Genomic DNA, 17,213 nt, shown 5'->3' on the forward strand with positions numbered 1-17,213 from the left:
GCTACCGGTTAAGCGGCAGCCACTCCAGCACCCGCTGGATTTTTTTGTCCCAATACCCCATTCATGGGTGCCGGGCTCTTCTTCATATGTAATATCGAGGCCAAGCCCGCGCGCATGGGCCAGAAACTTCTGGTTGTCCCCGTACAGAAAATCTTCCGTACCGCAGCATTGGAACAGCTTCGTCCGGGGCCCGTCATATGCAGCCAGCTGAGCGGCGGCATGAAACAGGTCGCCTGCGCCGCCCGCTACGTCTTCTACCGAGCCAAAAATATTTTCCGCCTCCAGCGGGAAAAACAGCCCGCCCTGGTCTTCCGCTCTGGACAGGACATCCAGCGCGCCCGACAAGCTGGCCGCCGCCGCATACCGGCCGGGAAAGTTCAGCCCGATTTTGAATGCGCCGTAGCCGCCCATGGACAAGCCGGCCACAAAGTTGTCTTCCCTTTTGTCCGAAATCGGGAAAAAAGAACGCGCCAGAGCCGGCAGCTCCTCGGTTACAAATGTCCAATAATCATAGCCGCGCTTCATGTCCGCATAGAAGCTCCGGCCTACATCCGGCATCACAACGGCAATCCCTTTCTCCGTGGCATAACGTTCAATGGATGTTTTGCGCATCCATGCCGTGTGGTCGTCCGACAGCCCGTGAAGCAAATACAATACCGGATACTTGCCTTCGAACGAAGCGCCCGACGTTCCGATTGCTTCCTTTTGCTGAGGCAAAATGACATTCATCGAGGTGGATACCCGAAGCGTATCCGAATAGAAATCGCATTGAAAAAAAGCCACTGGCGTGTTCCCCTTCCCGCTCCTTCACGGAGTTCATATGCGTTAAGCTTATCAATAAATGAGTCTGCATTTCAAATATTTTATGGTACAATCTGACTCGTACGCCATCAATACAAGCCAAACGCCCGGTGCTGCGGAGACACAGCGCACCTTATCCATAAAAGGAGGAACATTCATGTTCAAAAAGAAAGGCATCAGCCAAATAACCGCCAAAGCGAAAGGCCAGGATCTCATTCTTGAGCGGGTATTCGACGCGCCCAAGGAGGCCGTATTCCGCGCTTACAAGGAAGCGGACCAGCTTGTGCGCTGGTGGGGGCCAAACGGCTGGACGCTTACCCATTGCTCCGTCGACTTCCGTCCCGGCGGCAGCTGGCATTACTGCATGTCGCAAGACGGCGGCGAAATGGCTTCGTGGGGCAAAGCCGTATACAACGAAATTGAAGAACCCGATAAAATCGTATACAACGATTATTTCTCCGATGAAGAAGGCGGCATCAACCCGGACATGCAGCAGCTGCTGATCACATTGACGTTCGAGACGAAAGGCAAAATGACGAAACTCATTAACCGTGCGCATTTCGCTTCCCCTGAAGCGCTGAAATCGACGCTGGAGATGGGCCTCGTGCAAGGCATGTCCCAAACCTGGGACCGTCTGGCCGCCCACTTGAAGGAGACAGCCGCCGGCAAATAAGCCGCTGGCCCGCTTGGAAAAGCAAAAAGTGCAGTTTATTTCGGCTCCAATGACTCCAGAGGGGGATTGGAAGCTGATTAAACTGCACTTTTTTTACCTGAATACTGCCTTAATTAAAGCTCCGCATCCTGCGGATGAGGTTTCGTAACCAGCTCAGCGGCTGCAGCATTGGATGCGACCTGCTCCGGATTTTTGCAGCCCGGGATCACTGTCGTCACCGCCGCATGGTCAAGGCACCATGCGAGCGCCCAGCTGGCCATGTCGACGCCCTCCGGCACTTCTTCCTTCGCGATGCGCTCCACTTCCTGCAGCGTACGGAACGTAGCATCCGAGTCATGGCGATGGCGCACATCGGTAGCGCCAAATACGGCGCCCGGCTTATATTTGCCGCTCAAATAGCCGCTGGCGAGCGGAACGCGCGCAAGCACGCCCAAATCTTGGCGCTGGGCGGACGGGAATACCCGCTCCTCCGGCTTGCGGTCCAGCCGGTTGTACACGACCTGGATCGTCTTCGAGCCTACCTTGTCGGATGCATCGGTCTGATGCAGGTTGTCGTTGCTGCCGATGGACGTGCCGATATGGCGGATTTTGCCCGCTTGCACCTGCTTGTCCAGCGCCGTCCACAGCTCGTCGTTATCAAACGCAGCATCCGGTCCGGAATGGAACTGGTACAAGTCGATATAGTCGGTCTGCAGCGCTTTCAAGGATGCGTCCAGCTGCTTGATGACGTCTTCTCCCGTAAACGCGTCGGTTCTTGTAAACCGCTCGTGAAAATGATGGCCAAACTTGGTCGCAATAACCCAGTCCTCCCGGTTGCGCCGCTGTATGTAATTGCCGATGAAAGACTCCGACAAGTGATCGCCGTAACATTCGGCGGTGTCGATCAGATTGATGCCCAGCTCGCGTCCTTTATCCAAAATCGCGTCGGCTTCCGCTTGTGTGAACTGATAACCCCACTCGCCGCCAAACTGCCACGTGCCGATTCCGATTACGGATACGGTTAATTCGGTTTTGCCTAATCTGCGGTATTTCATCAACAATTCTCCTCCAATCAAATGTAAGCTTAAAAAAAATAGAGCCGGGTGAAAGGCTTGCTTATTCCGCTCTGCTCTCACCCGGCTTCCAGCCTCGCCGAATCGCTCAGCTTTAGCGCCTGTTGTTTACCGCCGCTTAAGCGAAGCGGTATGTCCAGAATCTTTCAGTGCCAAGCCGAGATACAATTTCCTCGGCATCCGATTGGCTGTTGAACGCAGCATGCATATGAAACTGCGAGCTGTGGGATCGGACCGAAGCCAGCTTATGCTCAATATAACGCTTGACGTCCACCTGAACGTCCGGCGCTCCAATCGCCTGCTCATGCCCGGCTGCAAACGCCATCGCTCTGACAAGCGGGCGTTCGCCGGGCGCCATGCCGCCAACGACACGCACAACGGCCGCTCCGGTCGCGTCATGGTCCGGATGGACGGCAAAGCCAGGGAAAAACGTATAAATGATCTGCGGCTGCACCTCGTCGATCACTTCGCGGATGCGGCCGTCAAGCAGCGCCTGATCTTCGAATTCGATCATTTTATCGTGGAAGCCCAGCAGCTTCAAATGCTGTATGCCGATGGCATGGCATGACTGCTCCAGCTCGCGGGTCCGGATTTCGGGCAAAGTAATCCGGTTGGCGAACGGCGGGCTGCCCATATTACGCGCCATCTGCCCTAAGGTCAGACAGGCGTAAGTCACTTCCGCTCCATCATGGATATGGGAAGCAAGCGTGCCGGAAAGCCCAAAGCATTCGTCGTCCGGATGCGGCAGCACTACTAAAATACGTTCCATGTTAACCCTTCCTTTCTATATCAATACATCATAAGTGCGGCAATACAGATATGCCTTAGAACGGCTCCGGCCCAAGCAGCAGCGCAACGACAAGCTTGCCGTCCTGCTCATGGCCTTCCAGCACAATGCGGTCCGTCTCATGCTCATCGTAGTGGGTCAGCCCTTCGGCGAACACCCAGCCGCCCCGCTCCAGTTTCAGCCCGACCCGGTAAGGGCCGCTGCCGGAAATCGAGCCATGCGTATAGCGAATAGGGACATTTTTAATAAAATTGGCAGCTACAAGCCGCGATTTATCGTGATGCGAGGTATATGCGCCGTTTGTAATTTCAAGGTGAACGTAAAGCTCACGCTCTTTCAGCGAATCGAGCAGCAGCTGTACGCGTACCGGTTCAATCATCCGCATGGGGGATTCCTCCTCTTCTGTTCCTGTGAATGTACAAGACCAATATAATAGCCGTACTTCTATAATAGCTCATAATAGCTTTTGGCTCAAACGATATATCCGCCTAATCCGATTGGATTTTAACAACTTACAACCTGCCGCTTGTCCGACAAACCAGCGCTTCTCGTCTGGCGCCTTAATATCCAAGTGCCTTTCGCAATAAAAAGCGAAACCTCCCGGCAATAATTACCGGGAGGTTTCTTTGGCGTACAGCTGTACATTGGACTTTACGGCATTAAGCTTTGCGCCCGTTTTTGCGCATCCTGCATAATGGAAGTAACGTCGCCATTGCTCATAATCGCTTTCGAAACGGCATCGTTCAGAATGGTTTCGATTTGCTTCCAGTTGGAGCCCGGATACGATACCCACGGCTTCAGGCTGTCCAGCTGCTCCAGGTTCGGCTTCACCAGCGGATTGGCCGTAACCCAGTCTTTCAAATATTGCGGATCGTCCACAATAGCCGGACGAAGCGGCAGATAACCGATTTCAGAAGTAATGATCGTATAACCGCGTTCGCTTGTCGCAAACTTCAAAAACTCCCATGCCGCCTGCTGCTTCGCTTTATCATCGGACAAAATAAAGAGCGCGCTGCCGGAGTTGACCGGCGTCGTCGGCTTGCCGTCAAAGGACGGCATTTTGGCCGCTTTCAGCTCCCAGTTGCCGGCTTTCGCCGCAGCGAGCAGCGAGCTTTGCAGGGCGCTTGTATAAAGCAGCATGCCCACTTTGCCTTGGCTGAACGCTTCGATGACCTCGCTGTCGTTCATTTTATCGTTCGCGCCGCTTGCAATCATGTCCTGCCACATTTGAACCGCGCCAATCGCTTCGGGCTCACCGAATTTAATCGTTTTACGGTCGTCGGACAATGCTTGTCCGCCGTTGCTGCCGATCAGCGCCTGAATAATCCAGTCGCCGCCCACGGCGCCGCCGATATGAACGCCGGATGCGCCTGTTTTTTGGGCGATGGCCAGCGCATCCTTCTTCACATCCGCCCATGTTGCCGGCGGCTGGTTCGGATCAAGCCCCGCATCCTCAAACAGCTTGGCATTATAGAACAGGACCGGCGTGCTGAACGTAAACGGGAGGCCGTATGTTTTGCCGTCCAGCTGGCCCAGCTTCAGGCCGTTTGGCGAAAAGCCTTCGAAGTTGCTTTTGAACTCATCCGCCGGCACAATATCCTCCAGCGGTTTGGCATTGAAGTTGTGAACGGCAAAGTCCAGGCCGTCGAACGTCAGCTGCGCGATATCCGGCGCCGAGCCGGCTACAATATCTGCCTGCACTTTAGCGTTAATATCGGTCGAAGCGACGGGAACCGCGTCGATCTTAATGTTTGGATGCGCCGCCTCGAACTCGTCGATCAGCTTTTGCGTGCCCGGCACTTGGCTGGCAATCGCCAAGTTATAGCTGTAAAACTTCAGCGTAACCGGTTTGTCTGCGGAAGCTGTGCTTTCCGCTGCCGGCTTAGCAGTCGCCGCTTCGGCCGCTCCGCTCGGGCTGCCGGAACCGCTGTTATTGCCGCAAGCCGCAGTCGCAACCGTTAAAGCCAGCAATGCGGATGTACCCCAATATTTGCGTTTCATCGTTCTCGTCCATCTCCCTTTATAGGCATAGAAATGTTAGATGACTTGTTTAAAATGATCCGGCAGCTACGCCTCAAGCAGCTTCCGTTTAATCGCGTCCAGCTGCGCGCGGGATAAGCCTGCCTGCGAAAGATACGCTTCCGCCCCGTTATACCGGTCGTACAGATGATCCAGCATTTGCTCCATGTTGGCAGGAGCGCTGCCTAAGAACGCTTGATATTGCTCCGCAGAAATGCCGGCCGGCCGTTCGGCCTGGAACTCTTGCATCAGCGGCGCAAGATTATGCTCGGTCTCCGCATAATCGGCGACAATTGCGGCCCGGTCTACGCCGGCCAGATCCAACAGCAGCGCGGCAACTACACCGGTACGGTCTTTGCCGCCGGCACAGTGGAAGAGCACATTCTGCTCCTCCTCCGCTGCAATGCTTTCAAACACTTGGAGCAGCAGATGGCCGCATTCATCCAGCATGTTGACATACATATCGCCCAAAGTGCGAATTTGGGCCATCGAAGCCGTTGCCGGATTAATCAGGCTGATGTTGATGTAATTCACGCCTTCGGTCCCGGCGAATACATTCGGCTTTTGCGCCAGCTCGGCAGCATGGCGGAGGTCAATAATCGTGCGCACCCCTTTGCCCAAAATAAGCTGCTGATCCTGCGCTGTCAGCCGGTGCAGGCCGTCGGCGCGGAACAGCCGTCCCGTCTGCACTGTCTTTCCGCCCGCCGCTGCATAACCGCCGATATCGCGTGCATTGCAGGCTCCTTCCAAACGGAGCAGCCGCGGATATTCATTTGTTGTAGCTGTCATTTATTTCAGTCCGCCTTTCACAAAGGAGTCGATAATTTGCCGCTGAAGCAGCAAGTAGATGATCAATACAGGCAAGCTTGTAATCGTCGTGGCCGCCATTAACGCTCCCCACATATTGCCGTCGGAGGAGATAAACATTTGCAGCCCTTTCTGTACCGTGGAATGCTCCAGCTTGGTTGTCACCAGCAGCGGCCAGAAGTAATCGTTCCATGCTGTTATAAACAGCAGAATGCCGATCGAAGCAATGGAAGCTTTCAAATTCGGAACAATGGTGCGCCACAGCAAGCCCCAATCCGATGCGCCGTCGAGCCTGGCCGCCTCGATCAGCGTTTTCGGATACGATTTAAACGCGTTATACAGCTGCAACACCGCAAACGCCGATACCAGGTTTGGCACAATAAGGCCCAGCAGATTGTCGCGCCAGCCAAAGCCGCTGACCGCTACATAGTTCGGGATCATAATGACCTGGAACGGTACGAGCCAAGTTAAGGCAATCAGGCCGTAAATAAGGCTGCTGCCCCTAAATTCCCATCTCGTGAACGCATACCCCGCCAGCACGCTGGTCAATAGCTGGACAAGCGTCTGCACGATCGCAACAACCATCGAGTTGGACAACATGCGGAACATCGGTACGGCGCGCCAGGCTTGCGTATAGTTTTGGAGAGTCGCATGCAACGGTATGATGCTGGATGAGAACACGTCGCCTTCCGTCTTTAAGGAAGTAGCGATCATCCAATATAAAGGAAACACGGCGACAAAGCTAAGGCATACCAGCAGCGCATGTTTGACGAAGGAGGACCATGACAGTTTGACCCCCGCCGAACGTTGAACTCTTTCCACAAGGCTTCCCCTCCGCTAGTTATCGAAGAAGGACAGCTTCTTCGTCAATTTCATAAATCCAAATGCCAGTACCCCGAATCCGAGGAAAAAGACCACTGCGGCAGCCGAACTCGCCCCGATATTGAACGTCTGGAAGCCGTACGTCCACAGCAGATAATAGATATTGGTTGTAGCATTAGACGGGCCGCCTTGCGTCAGCACATTAATGTAAGAGAAACTCCATTCCGACGCAAACAGCGTGCTCATCATCGTCATAAACAGGATCGTTGGGGACAGCAGCGGCAATATAATATGCCAAATGATCTGGAACCGGCTCGCCCGGTCGATTCGCGCCGCCTCCACATATTCCCTGTTAATCCCGGTCATGGCCGCAGAGAAAATAAGCGTGCTGAAGCCGATCAGCTTCCAGCCGGTAATAAACGTAATGGACCAGATCGCCCACTTCTCGTCGGTAAAAAAACGGATCGGCTCGGAAGGATGAAATATCGTTGCGAGCAGCTTGTTCAATATGCCGTTGGTCGGGTGCATAATCCACCGCCAGACGGAGCTTACCGCAACCGGGGCCATAATCATCGGCAGGAAGATCAGCGCCCGGTAGACGTTGCGGGCGCGCTTGCTGATGTTGTCGGTTGCAATTGCAATAATTAAAGGAATAAGAAGCGAGAACGGTATGACGCCTACCGTATAGATAACCGTATTCCAAAGCGCCGTGCCCATATCGGGCAGGTCGAACAAGTGCTGAAAGTTATCGAATCCGACAAACTTTTTGGGAGACGTCGGAAGCAGATTCCATTGGTAAAAGCTAAGCTCAAATGTCTGCACAAGCGGCTTGTAAATCCAGAAGCCGATGGATACTAGCGCCGGCAGCAAATAGAGGTAAGGCTTGAAATAACCAAGCCGCAGCAGGATACGTCTCCTGCTTTGCAACTTGGAGCCCGAAGCAGTGCGGGCCGTTCCTGCTGCTTGATAGCTCATTGTGGTTAGATCCTTCCTTCGCCTGATGATGGCAAGCGTTAAGCCCGCCTCACACCCGATTGGGATGCAGATTGCTGTAACAGCTTCCTATGCGTGTGCGTGCGCCTTCATCGCTTCATAGGACATTTCGAATACAACAGGCTGCTCGCCCGGGATATAAGCCGGGGTTGCGATCATTTTCCCTTGTTTGACAAGAACCAGATTGTAGCCGCTGTTATCAATGAACCGCATGCCGTTATGGTCCGTCGGATCAAGACCAAACGCTACGCCGGTAATCGCCGCGCTTGGCACGCCGTGAAACAGACCGATACTGTTGAAGTGGATATGGCCGGACAAGAGGCCAATCACATCCGTTCCTTCAATCACTTCGCCCAGCGCTTCCGGATTAGCGAGCAGATGCGTGTCCATCGCATCCGTCATCGTTGGCAATACCGGATGATGCAGCACGATAATGGAACCAAGCGGAGCAGGCGTGCTTAACTCGCCGCGCAGCCATTCCAGCTGCTCCTCATCCAAACGCCCGTCATGCGTGCCCGGCACTTGCGTGTTGAGCACAATAAGACGCAAGCCTTGCTCGTTCACACTGTAATAGTAGGACGCTTCCGACGGTGCTTCGCCCAAATAACCTTCGCGGAACGCCGGACGGGAGTCATGATTGCCTAATCCGACGTGGACGGGTACGCCCAGCTTCTCGGATTCTTCATCCAATACAGCGCGCAGATGGCGGTAGTCGTCGGTGTCCCCATCCTGCGTAAGATCGCCGCTGATAACAACAAAGGCCGGTTTCTCCGCCAGCTTGCCCAGCTGCTCAAACGCTTGGCGGAGCTTGTCTGTCATATTCAGGTTAAACATCGGGTTATGGCCCGGTTTGTTGATATGCGTATCCGTCAGATGGGCAAAATATAAAGTCATCTCTTTGTCGCCTCCTAGTGATGGGCTGCCGGCACGTAGCCTTCAATTTCGCGAACGCCGCCCAGTTCGATAACCCGGTAAGACGGTTTGCCGTCGCGGACGTTCACCCACAGCAGCAGATTCTCGCTCTCCGGCCCTTCGCCGTGGGCATGTCCGCCGGTGCGCCCCAGCTGGATCAGCTCCTGGTCGCCTTCGCGCAAATATTCCATCGCATGCAGATGGCCGGCAAAAATCGTATGCGGGCGTCCAGCCAGCATCGCCTGCAGCTTGCGGTATTCTTCCCCTTCCGATTTCCAGCCCGGCTTATGCATGCTGACAAATGTCCATTTCACATCCTCGTTATCGGCCAGTGCCCGTTCAACGAATGCCATTTGCTCATCGCTGATCGCCAGGTCGATTTTGGACATGCCAGCAAGCTGCTCAGGCGGCAGGCTGCCCGTAATATCTTGAATGAAAGCTTGCATATGCTCGCTCGAATGCTCCGGATCGTTTTGCATATTTGCTGTCGCTTTTTTAATAATTGCGATAAGCTCGTCCGAAAATTCAGCAGGAGGGTCCTCCGTGTTCAACACGATAAACAGAGCATCCGCAAGGCGGAAAGCGTAATATTCGAAGCCTTTTCTTTCGCGCCATACGTCCAGCATCGTGCTGGTGCCGTAGTCATGATTGCCTACCGTATGGAAGAAAGGCAATCCAACCGCTTCGATCTTGGCATCTATGTCTTCCCATTCCTCGCGCGCCGGCGCAGCTTCTTTCCAGTAACCTTCGATCATGTCGCCAACCGACAGAACGAAATCCGGCTTCAAATCTTTGACGATCGCAAGCGCTTGTTCAAAGACGCCGGCTGTCGCCATGCCGCAGCGGTCTCCCAGCACCGCAAACGAGAAATCTCCGGCTGCCGGCTCAGGCAGCGTGCCAAACCACGGGCGTTTGTCGGTATTAAATTTCTGCTCGTCATACCATGCTTTACTTGCGCGTTTCTCTGCTTGAACGGTTGTCATTCGGATAAGCTCCCTTCATTTGCTTCCATAGTGGTGAACCTCATCTCGAACAAAGTATGCAGGTTGTATGTAAGTGGAATGTTTTCGCAGTCTAAATAAAATGTAAATAACAGCCAGAAGCTCTGGCATGCCAAAAAAACAGCAAAAAAGCCAGTCCGTTAAGGACTGGCTCTAGTTAAATGACACCGCTCAGCATCAGCTGCTGTGTCGAATAGGTGCAGTTTTCCTGAATCGCCGCCTTCGCGGCATCATAATCTTTCCGCAGCAGCGCATCATAGACGAGACTGTTCATTACATTAGCCCATTGCGGCTTCGTATGGGGAACTGCTTGCGGAACGTGACCATCCGGCATAAAAATTTGCCCCGGTACAACTCAAGCACCTGCAGCATATGCTCGTTGCCCGATGCCTTCAAGATCGTTTCCATACACATCAGCGTATTTTCGTAATAGCTTAAAAAATCGCCGGTATCGCGCGCTTCGTTTTGCTTTTCCAGATAGGCGCCGAGCGCTTCCAGATCGAATGCGAGCTCCTTCGTTTTGGCCATATCCAGCACAAACAGCTGCATGGACGCAAACAGCTCGAGGATTTGGCAAAAATGGCGGAAGGACACTTCCTTAACAATGACGCCTCTGCCTTTAAAGCTTTCGACCAGCCCCTCCTTCTCCAGCAGGGAGATGGCGGCCCTGACCGGCGTGCGGCTCATCCCAAGCCCGCAGCGAGCTCGTTTTCCGAGAGCAGAATGCCCGGCATATAATCGGCTTTAATAATCCGGTCACGGATTTCTTTATAGGCAATCGCTTCCAACGAAATAGACAATAGGCTTGCTCCTTATATTGTAATTATCACAATCGAACGGTTTATGGAACTGATACTAGCAAATGGATATTCGTTTGAAAAGTAAAGATATTGTAAAGAAATAAACCAAACCGGTGCCCGACTGGATAGCGGAGCCGCACGTGTGCTACCATAAAAAGGACAGATATTGAAAGGGGAACTACATAATGAAAACAGCAATGAGAACCGGCAGCCTGCTGCTTATTTTTGCCCTTGTACTGGCCGTGCTTAGCGCTTGCGGCGCCAAAAACGGCAAAGACGGAACAAGCGGAAGCGCGGTATCCCCGCCGGCCGCATCGGCCAAGCCTCAGACGCCGCTGGCGGCCAGCGAGACGCGCAAGGACGGGAGCAAAAATCCGGTTGTTACGATAGAGATGGACAATGGCGGCAAAATCGTAATCCGCCTGCTGCCGGATATCGCTCCGAATACCGTAAACAATTTTATCAGTCTCGTGAAAAAAGGGTTTTATGACGGGCTGATATTCCACCGGGTTATTCCGGGCTTTATGATTCAAGGCGGCGACCCTGACGGCACCGGTATGGGCGGCCCGGGCTACAGCATTAAAGGCGAATTTTCCGACAACGGTTTCCAGAACGACCTGCTTCACCAGCGCGGCGTTATTTCCATGGCGCGGACGGAAGCTCCGGACTCCGCCGGCTCCCAGTTTTTCATTATGACAGCCGATTCCCCTTTCCTGGACGGCCAATATGCGGCATTCGGTATCGTGTTGTCCGGCATGGACACGGTTGACCAGATTGTGAATCAGAAACGGGACAGCAAAGATAAGCCGCTTAAGCCGATGCTGATGAAAAAAGTAACGGTCGATACGTTTGGCGTAGATTACCCGGAACCGGTAAAAGCCGATAACGGCGGCGCATCCAAGTAAGCGGCACAGCGCCAAAAACAAATGAAAAGGTTAACGGCATCTATTATTCAGGAGGCTAATCCTTGTCTACCCGGGCAAGGATCTCCCTATGCCGTTAACCTTTTTTTGGATTGATTAGAAATGCTTAAGCTTTCACGAATTAAAAATCCAGCATGTTATACTGGGGCCACAGCACGAGACAAACACCCAGGAGGTAACACAATGACAAACAACTGGATGAAAAAGACGCTGATCGCTACAGCATGCTGCTTTACTTTAGTATCCGCAGGAGCATTAACCGGCACTTCACATGTCGGACAAGCCTATGCGGCAACTTCAGCAACAACGGCAAAAGCGGACAGCATCATTACGGCTGCGAAATCGCTGCAAGGCAAAGTAACCTACAAATTTGGCGTCAACAACCCGAGCAAGCTTGTATTCGACTGCTCGTCCTTTACGAAATATGTATTTGGCAAATACGGCGTTAACCTGAAATGGGGCACCGCTTCGCAAAGCAAGCAAGGCGTTTACGTGTCCAAGAGCAGCCTGAAAAAAGGCGATCTTATTTTCTTTAACAACGGCAAGTCTTCCGCCATCAGCCATGTAGGCATTTATATGGGCAACGGCAAGTTCATTCACAATACGATCGGCACACATATTAACGGTATTATGATCAATAACTTGAGCGATTACACCAAACGTTACGTTACAGCAAGAAGAGTGCTGTAGCGGCACATGACGGCAGATAAGCCGGAGTTTATAACGATTAAAATAACAGACAAGCTGGTCCGGTTCTTTGCCGGGGCCGGCTTGTTTTCCGTTATGTGGCCCAAATTGCGCGATAGCTGGCTTAGCGGTACAGTAGTATGATGAGAAAGTCTTTACATTCGGATACAGGAAACGGAATACAGAAAGGAATGCTGCAGTTGCGCTCTCATGCTTCTCATAAAGTTCCGATGAAAAATAAATGGATCGGCTTGCTGCTGCTGGCGGCCGGCCTTCTTGTTATGGCAAGGCTTATACCGGACGAATGGCAGCCGGGCAATGACCCAAAAGTATTGGAAACCTCTGATTTGTCGCTTAACCCGATTGTCGAACACAAAAAAGACCAGCTTGTCGCCCAAGCGGCCCAAGCAGGGATCAAACTGATCATTTCCGACGGCTTCCGCAGCGCTGCCGACCAGAATAAGCTGTATGCGCAAGGGCGTACGGCGCCGGGCAAAGTCGTAACGAACGCCCGGGGCGGCCAGTCGTACCACAATTACGGGCTGGCCGTCGATTTTGCGCTGCTGGACCATAAAGGCAAAGCATTATGGGATTTGAACTATGACGGGAACCGCAACGGAAAGGCGGATTGGATGGAAGTAGTCGCCCTCGCGAAAAAGCTTGGCTTTGATTGGGGCGGCGACTGGGATTCGCCCGATTATCCGCATCTGGAGATGAACTTTGGCCTGTCGATCCGCGATTTGCAGCGAGGAAAGTTGCCTCCCGTAGAATAGTGGCGATTCCGGCAAGGCGTATTCAGTCGCTTAAGCACTTCTTTTAGCGATTGGGCACTACCTTTGTCTTGCCGGAAGGTACGCGGCTTGCGGCCGCGAATAATTCAGCAATAACCATTAATGAGGTGATCCGAGATGGCATTGTTGAAAACAAAAGAAGTCGCACAGCAGCTTGGCGTCAGCCAAACAACAATACTCCGCTGGGTAGCCCGCCACCCTTCTTCCGCACAAAAAGATGAGCTTGGCCACTTCCGGTTTGGCGAGTCTGAAGTGGCTTCCCTGCGCCGCATTCAGGAAAGCGTGCAGGCTACCGGAAGGCTTGACTCGCTGGACGAGCCGTCCGATGAAGGCGCTGACCGCCAGCAGCCTGCGCAAGCTGACGCCGGTGCGTCGCCGGCAGATGCGCCGGAAGCCGGATTTGCCCGGCCGGATGCTGGCGACGGTAAAGCCGATGCGGCCGTAACCGCTGCGGCGCATACAAGCGAAACAATCAGAACCGCGCATGAACAGCTTAGCTTGGCCGGACAAGAAGCCGCTGCTGCCGTTGCAGACAGCACAGCCGCTCCCGCCGCCGCGCCCTTCAACGCTTTTGGCGCCGTCCAGCATGAGCTGCAGGAACGGTTGAACCGCCTCGAAGCGGCGATGTCCCGCAAAGCCGATGAAGTCGTTTCGGTCCAGCTGCTCGAGCACCGCCGCGAGCTGGACGAGCTGCGCCAGTCGCTGAAGCAGCTTGCCGCAAGCCTGGAAGCTATTCAGGCTCCTGCAAAAGAGCAGGCCGCCGCCCTTATGCCTATGCCTCTGCCATCCGCCAGCGAACGCCCCAAAAAACGAAGCCTATTCCGCTCAATCTTCCCATTCGGATAATCCGTTTCGCCCAAATCAAAAAAATCCATGCAGGATGCCGAACGAAGACGGCATGCCAGGCATGGATTTTTTTCATAGCTTACAATGAGAACAGAGTCGACCAGCGCCGGTATAATTATCCGAGAATACGGTCGATCAGCGCCAGCTCTTCATCGGTAAATTCGGTTGCGTTCAACGCGCCCACCGCATCTTCGATTTGGCTCGTTTTGCTTGCGCCGATAAGAGCCGATGTTACACGGCCGCGGCGAAGCACCCATGCAAGCGCCATTTGCGACAGCTTCTGGCCGCGTTCGGAAGCAAGATCCGTCAGCTGCTTCACTTTGCCGATCACTTCATCCGTAATTTGCTCCGGACGGAGGAATACGCTTGGGCCTCCGGCACGGGAATCCGGCGTAATGCCGTTCAAATAACGGTCGGTCAAAATGCCGCCGGCCAGCGGCGAAAACACGATGGAGCCGATGCCTTCTTCGTCCAGCACATCCTGCAGCCCGCCTTCAATCCAGCGGTTCAGCATCGAATAGCTTGGCTGATGGATGAGCGCCGGCGTGCCCAGCTGCTTCAGAATACGCGAAGCTTCACGCGTCTGTTCGGCGCTGTAGTTGGACAAGCCGACATAAAGCGCTTTCCCTTGGCGCACGATAAGGTCCAGCGCAGCCATCGTTTCCTCCAGCGGCGTATTCGGATCGGGACGGTGATGGTAAAAAATATCGACGTAATCGAGCCCGAGCCGCTTCAAGCTTTGATCGAGGCTCGACACGAGGTACTTCTTGGAGCCCCAGTCGCCGTATGGCCCCGGCCACATGTAGTAGCCTGCTTTTGTCGAAATAATCATTTCGTCGCGGTACGGCAAGAAATCTTTGCGCAAAATGCCCGCAAACATTTCTTCGGCGGACCCTGCAGGCGGACCGTAGTTGTTCGCCAGGTCAAAATGGGTAATGCCCAAATCAAAAGCGGTGCGCACCATCGCGCGGCCGTTCTCGAGCGTATTGATGCCGCCGAAATTATGCCACAGGCCCAGTGAAATCGCCGGCAGCTTCAGGCCGCTGCGTCCGCTGCGGTTATATGTCATCTTGTCGTATCTTGCTTCATTTGCCGAATATACCAAAACTGTCTCCTCCTTCAAATGTGGACTAGTCTTATTGTATAAGCTGGCTATCCGGCCGCCTATATCAGCAAGGATGCTTTTTATGGATTAATGTCTTTCTCTCTCGCGGTAACGGGTTGGCGGCACACCCCTCATTTTTTTGAACATCCGCGAAAAAAGCAGCGCATCCCGGTATCCGACCGAACGGGCCACCTCCGCCACCGTATAACGTCCCCCGGCCAGCAGCTCGCACGCCCGGTCCATCCGGTACTGCAGCAAATATTGCTGGGGCGGCATGCCTACCGCTTCCTTAAATACGGAAGATAAATATTTGCGGTCCAGGCCAAGCGACGCGGCCAGCTGAAATACCGAAATGTCTTCCCCGTAATGGGTATGGATAAATTCCATGCTTTGATGGACGTAAGCGTCCTGTTTTTTTGGAGATACAGCGGCGCTTGGATGAAGCGGCGCATTCTCCACGAGCGCAGCCATATATTCATACAGCAGCGCCTGCAAATACAGCCCCGAGCTGCCGCCCCGCGAAGCCGCTTCCGTCAGTCGGTCGTACAGCTCCGGCATCAGCTTCAGATCCATCGCGAATACCGGCTCTTCGGGAGCAAGCGAGGTCTGCTCCAGAATCGGCTGTACCTTCTCGCCTTGAAAGCCGATCCATGAATAGGTCCACGGCTGCTGCCGGTCGGCTTCGTAATACGTGACCACATGCGGGAAAATAATAAAGCCTTGTCCGGCGGTTAAGGCCACTTTGCGTTCGCCGATCCGCACGAAACCTGTCCCTTTATGGATCAAATGGATTTTGTAATGGTCGCGGATAAGCGGGCCAACGGCGTGGCCGGGCACACAATCCTCCTTGCCCCAATAAAGCAGATGAAGATCCGGGTTGTCCCTTTGCGGGCTGTCGGCATTGTATTTAAATACCGCCATGCTCTCGCCCCCCTTTCGCCTTGATCGCTTATATTATAACAAAGCAAAGCGCCGTTTCGATACGAAACGGCGCTTGGGCTAAGCCTTCTGTTATTGGAATGTAATAACCGAAGTGACAAAATGATCGTTTTGATAAGTCGAGGTGAGCAGTTTTTTGCCGGATGGGCTCCATGCCAGCGTGTCGGCCGCCTGCTCCACCAGCACTTGCGTATTTTCGCCGGTCAAGGCGTCCGCGACGATAATCCCGTTGTCGCCGCTGCCTTCCGAAGTGAGATTAAACGCCAGCTTCGTACCGTCCGGCGACCAGCTGGTGCCGAAAATTTGCGCGCCCTGCGCAATTTGCAGCAGGCTGCGCCCTTGCGGGTCCACCACTGTCAATGTGCGTACGCCGCTGTCGCCGGACTCTTTCACAATCGCGAGCTGCTTCCGGTCCGGTGATGGAATGACCCATTCGACGCCTTCGGCAATTTTAACCGGCTGCGCGCCGGCAGTGTCAGCAAGGAAATACAGCTCCCGTTTAGTGCCGCCTTTAATATAATAGATGCCGCCGTCGCCGGCTGCCGTGCCCAGCAGAATGCCGCCCGGCTCCACAATCGTCGTTGTTTTGCCGGTCAGATCGGCGACGAGTATTTTGCCGAACAGCGTGCTGACCAGCACATGCGAGTTATCCAGCCATTGCCCGTCGTTCAAGTCGATCGGATCTTCCGTATCAAGCTTGACGGACTGCTTCGTTTCCATATCGTACAGCCGGCCGAAACCGGTCGCTTCCTCCGTCATTTTGTAGAATAGATGCTTGCCGTCCGGCGACAGGGCGGTGAAGCCCAGGTTCTGTCCGTCTTCCACCAGCAGCTGGCCGTTTTTGTCCGTTAAATTGTACAGGTACAGGTTATTCGGATAAACCTGCTCCCCTTCAACCGTCTGCGGCGAAATTTCGGTGTTCGGCTTCGAATAGATGATCTGGTTATCATCCAAAAAGTTCATGCCTCTCGCATTGTCGACTGTTGCAATATTGCCGACCGCTACCTTGGACGGTTCTGCGACGGGATTATTAATGACGGTAATCGTTTTATCCGGTTTTTTGATCGTTTCGCGATCCGTATGGCTTGTGTCCGGCGATCCGGCCGTACACCCCGTTAATAGAACTGCCAGCGCTGCTGCAGCTGCTCCTGTTTTCCATGCGGCTTTTTGTTTCATAATTGTATTTCCCCTCTCTTTGGTATACCAGTATCATAGCCAAGAGATGTATCGCGGATATTTCCGGTTGTTTCAAAGT

General features: G+C 53.7%; 19 protein-coding genes and 1 pseudogene. 5 read left to right on the forward strand and 15 right to left on the reverse strand.

From position 1 onward, the window contains the following. Window position 1 precedes the first annotated feature (1 nt). Window positions 2-783, reverse strand: a pseudogene (locus ET464_RS13245) (alpha/beta hydrolase). 175 nt (window positions 784-958) lie between these two features. On the opposite strand from ET464_RS13245, the gene ET464_RS13250 reads away from it, so the two are divergent. Then, window positions 959-1,474 carry an SRPBCC domain-containing protein gene (locus ET464_RS13250; protein WP_129441618.1) on the forward strand — a complete coding sequence of 172 codons (516 nt, stop codon included), beginning with the start codon at window positions 959-961 and terminating at the stop codon, window positions 1,472-1,474. A gap of 113 nt (window positions 1,475-1,587) precedes the next feature. On the opposite strand, the gene ET464_RS13255 is transcribed toward ET464_RS13250, so the two are convergent. From ET464_RS13255 to ET464_RS13305, 11 genes are all read right to left on the reverse strand, one after another. Then, window positions 1,588-2,508, reverse strand: coding sequence for an aldo/keto reductase (locus tag ET464_RS13255; RefSeq protein WP_129441620.1), 921 nt, complete (start codon window positions 2,506-2,508; stop codon window positions 1,588-1,590). A gap of 136 nt (window positions 2,509-2,644) precedes the next feature. Continuing rightward, entirely contained in the window at window positions 2,645-3,295 is a 651-nt protein-coding gene (gene bshB2 / locus ET464_RS13260; protein ID WP_129441622.1) for a bacillithiol biosynthesis deacetylase BshB2, read from the reverse strand. Between the two features lie 55 nt (window positions 3,296-3,350). Then, complete coding sequence (locus ET464_RS13265; protein WP_129441624.1) at window positions 3,351-3,698, reverse strand: DUF1806 family protein; 348 nt, start codon at window positions 3,696-3,698, stop codon at window positions 3,351-3,353. 266 nt (window positions 3,699-3,964) lie between these two features. Continuing rightward, entirely contained in the window at window positions 3,965-5,314 is a 1,350-nt protein-coding gene (locus tag ET464_RS13270) for an ABC transporter substrate-binding protein (RefSeq protein ID WP_129441627.1), read from the reverse strand. A gap of 66 nt (window positions 5,315-5,380) precedes the next feature. Continuing rightward, window positions 5,381-6,121, reverse strand: coding sequence for a tyrosine-protein phosphatase (locus ET464_RS13275; protein ID WP_129441629.1), 741 nt, complete (start codon window positions 6,119-6,121; stop codon window positions 5,381-5,383). After that, window positions 6,122-6,961, reverse strand: a complete 840-nt coding sequence (locus ET464_RS13280; RefSeq protein ID WP_244226532.1) for a carbohydrate ABC transporter permease — start codon at window positions 6,959-6,961, stop codon at window positions 6,122-6,124. Window positions 6,962-6,976: 15 nt separating this feature from the next. Then, window positions 6,977-7,936: a carbohydrate ABC transporter permease gene (locus ET464_RS13285; protein ID WP_129441631.1), complete on the reverse strand. Its 960-nt coding sequence runs from the start codon at window positions 7,934-7,936 to the stop codon at window positions 6,977-6,979. Between the two features lie 87 nt (window positions 7,937-8,023). Further along, entirely contained in the window at window positions 8,024-8,848 is an 825-nt protein-coding gene (locus tag ET464_RS13290) for a metallophosphoesterase (RefSeq protein ID WP_129441633.1), read from the reverse strand. A gap of 14 nt (window positions 8,849-8,862) precedes the next feature. Further along, window positions 8,863-9,849, reverse strand: coding sequence for a metallophosphoesterase family protein (locus tag ET464_RS13295; protein WP_129441636.1), 987 nt, complete (start codon window positions 9,847-9,849; stop codon window positions 8,863-8,865). A gap of 291 nt (window positions 9,850-10,140) precedes the next feature. Then, on the reverse strand, window positions 10,141-10,554 hold the full coding sequence (locus ET464_RS13300; RefSeq protein ID WP_129441638.1) for a GntR family transcriptional regulator: 414 nt from the start codon (window positions 10,552-10,554) through the stop codon (window positions 10,141-10,143). Next, entirely contained in the window at window positions 10,551-10,667 is a 117-nt protein-coding gene (locus tag ET464_RS13305) for a GntR family transcriptional regulator (RefSeq protein WP_129441640.1), read from the reverse strand. Before ET464_RS13305 ends, ET464_RS13300 begins: the two co-directional genes overlap by 4 nt. A 182-nt stretch (window positions 10,668-10,849) precedes the next feature. Between ET464_RS13305 and ET464_RS13310 the strand changes: the two genes are divergently transcribed. The 4 genes from ET464_RS13310 (at window position 10,850) to ET464_RS13325 (ending at window position 13,914) form a co-directional block, all read left to right on the forward strand. After that, window positions 10,850-11,572 carry a peptidylprolyl isomerase gene (locus ET464_RS13310; protein WP_425271772.1) on the forward strand — a complete coding sequence of 241 codons (723 nt, stop codon included), beginning with the start codon at window positions 10,850-10,852 and terminating at the stop codon, window positions 11,570-11,572. A gap of 201 nt (window positions 11,573-11,773) precedes the next feature. Then, window positions 11,774-12,280, forward strand: coding sequence for a C40 family peptidase (locus ET464_RS13315; RefSeq protein WP_165279998.1), 507 nt, complete (start codon window positions 11,774-11,776; stop codon window positions 12,278-12,280). 188 nt (window positions 12,281-12,468) lie between these two features. Then, the gene (locus ET464_RS13320) at window positions 12,469-13,050 is read left to right on the forward strand and encodes a M15 family metallopeptidase (RefSeq protein WP_129441644.1); all 582 of its coding nucleotides are present in this window, start codon (window positions 12,469-12,471) and stop codon (window positions 13,048-13,050) included. A gap of 135 nt (window positions 13,051-13,185) precedes the next feature. Beyond that, on the forward strand, window positions 13,186-13,914 hold the full coding sequence (locus tag ET464_RS13325; RefSeq protein ID WP_129441646.1) for a MerR family transcriptional regulator: 729 nt from the start codon (window positions 13,186-13,188) through the stop codon (window positions 13,912-13,914). 115 nt (window positions 13,915-14,029) lie between these two features. Here the strand turns inward: ET464_RS13325 and ET464_RS13330 are convergent, their stop codons facing one another. The 3 genes from ET464_RS13330 to ET464_RS13340 form a co-directional block, all read right to left on the reverse strand. Then, window positions 14,030-14,983, reverse strand: a complete 954-nt coding sequence (locus ET464_RS13330) for an aldo/keto reductase (protein WP_129444384.1) — start codon at window positions 14,981-14,983, stop codon at window positions 14,030-14,032. A gap of 123 nt (window positions 14,984-15,106) precedes the next feature. Beyond that, window positions 15,107-15,940, reverse strand: coding sequence for an AraC family transcriptional regulator (locus tag ET464_RS13335; RefSeq protein ID WP_129441648.1), 834 nt, complete (start codon window positions 15,938-15,940; stop codon window positions 15,107-15,109). 90 nt (window positions 15,941-16,030) lie between these two features. Then, a complete protein-coding gene (locus ET464_RS13340; protein WP_129441650.1) occupies window positions 16,031-17,134 on the reverse strand; it encodes a WD40 repeat domain-containing protein in 1,104 nt (367 codons plus the stop codon). Window positions 17,135-17,213 lie beyond the last annotated feature (79 nt).

Source organism: Paenibacillus protaetiae (assembly GCF_004135365.1).
In the GTDB taxonomy this organism is placed as follows: Bacteria; Bacillota; Bacilli; order Paenibacillales; family Paenibacillaceae; genus Paenibacillus_AP; species Paenibacillus_AP protaetiae.

What these genes read in the sequence shown, in the direction of transcription:
- bshB2 (WP_129441622.1), bottom strand. Translation starts at nt 3,295, where the DNA reads ATGGAACGTATTTTAGTAGTGCTGCCGCATCCGGACGACGAATGCTTT.
- ET464_RS13255 (WP_129441620.1), bottom strand. Translation starts at nt 2,508, where the DNA reads ATGAAATACCGCAGATTAGGCAAAACCGAATTAACCGTATCCGTAATC.
- ET464_RS13335 (WP_129441648.1), bottom strand. Translation starts at nt 15,940, where the DNA reads ATGGCGGTATTTAAATACAATGCCGACAGCCCGCAAAGGGACAACCCG.
- ET464_RS13275 (WP_129441629.1), bottom strand. Translation starts at nt 6,121, where the DNA reads ATGACAGCTACAACAAATGAATATCCGCGGCTGCTCCGTTTGGAAGGA.
- ET464_RS13270 (WP_129441627.1), bottom strand. Translation starts at nt 5,314, where the DNA reads ATGAAACGCAAATATTGGGGTACATCCGCATTGCTGGCTTTAACGGTT.
- ET464_RS13250 (WP_129441618.1), top strand. Translation starts at nt 959, where the DNA reads ATGTTCAAAAAGAAAGGCATCAGCCAAATAACCGCCAAAGCGAAAGGC.
- ET464_RS13320 (WP_129441644.1), top strand. Translation starts at nt 12,469, where the DNA reads ATGCTGCAGTTGCGCTCTCATGCTTCTCATAAAGTTCCGATGAAAAAT.
- ET464_RS13330 (WP_129444384.1), bottom strand. Translation starts at nt 14,983, where the DNA reads ATGACATATAACCGCAGCGGACGCAGCGGCCTGAAGCTGCCGGCGATT.
- ET464_RS13340 (WP_129441650.1), bottom strand. Translation starts at nt 17,134, where the DNA reads ATGAAACAAAAAGCCGCATGGAAAACAGGAGCAGCTGCAGCAGCGCTG.
- ET464_RS13315 (WP_165279998.1), top strand. Translation starts at nt 11,774, where the DNA reads ATGACAAACAACTGGATGAAAAAGACGCTGATCGCTACAGCATGCTGC.
- ET464_RS13265 (WP_129441624.1), bottom strand. Translation starts at nt 3,698, where the DNA reads ATGCGGATGATTGAACCGGTACGCGTACAGCTGCTGCTCGATTCGCTG.
- ET464_RS13290 (WP_129441633.1), bottom strand. Translation starts at nt 8,848, where the DNA reads ATGACTTTATATTTTGCCCATCTGACGGATACGCATATCAACAAACCG.
- ET464_RS13300 (WP_129441638.1), bottom strand. Translation starts at nt 10,554, where the DNA reads ATGAGCCGCACGCCGGTCAGGGCCGCCATCTCCCTGCTGGAGAAGGAG.
- ET464_RS13295 (WP_129441636.1), bottom strand. Translation starts at nt 9,849, where the DNA reads ATGACAACCGTTCAAGCAGAGAAACGCGCAAGTAAAGCATGGTATGAC.
- ET464_RS13325 (WP_129441646.1), top strand. Translation starts at nt 13,186, where the DNA reads ATGGCATTGTTGAAAACAAAAGAAGTCGCACAGCAGCTTGGCGTCAGC.
- ET464_RS13285 (WP_129441631.1), bottom strand. Translation starts at nt 7,936, where the DNA reads ATGAGCTATCAAGCAGCAGGAACGGCCCGCACTGCTTCGGGCTCCAAG.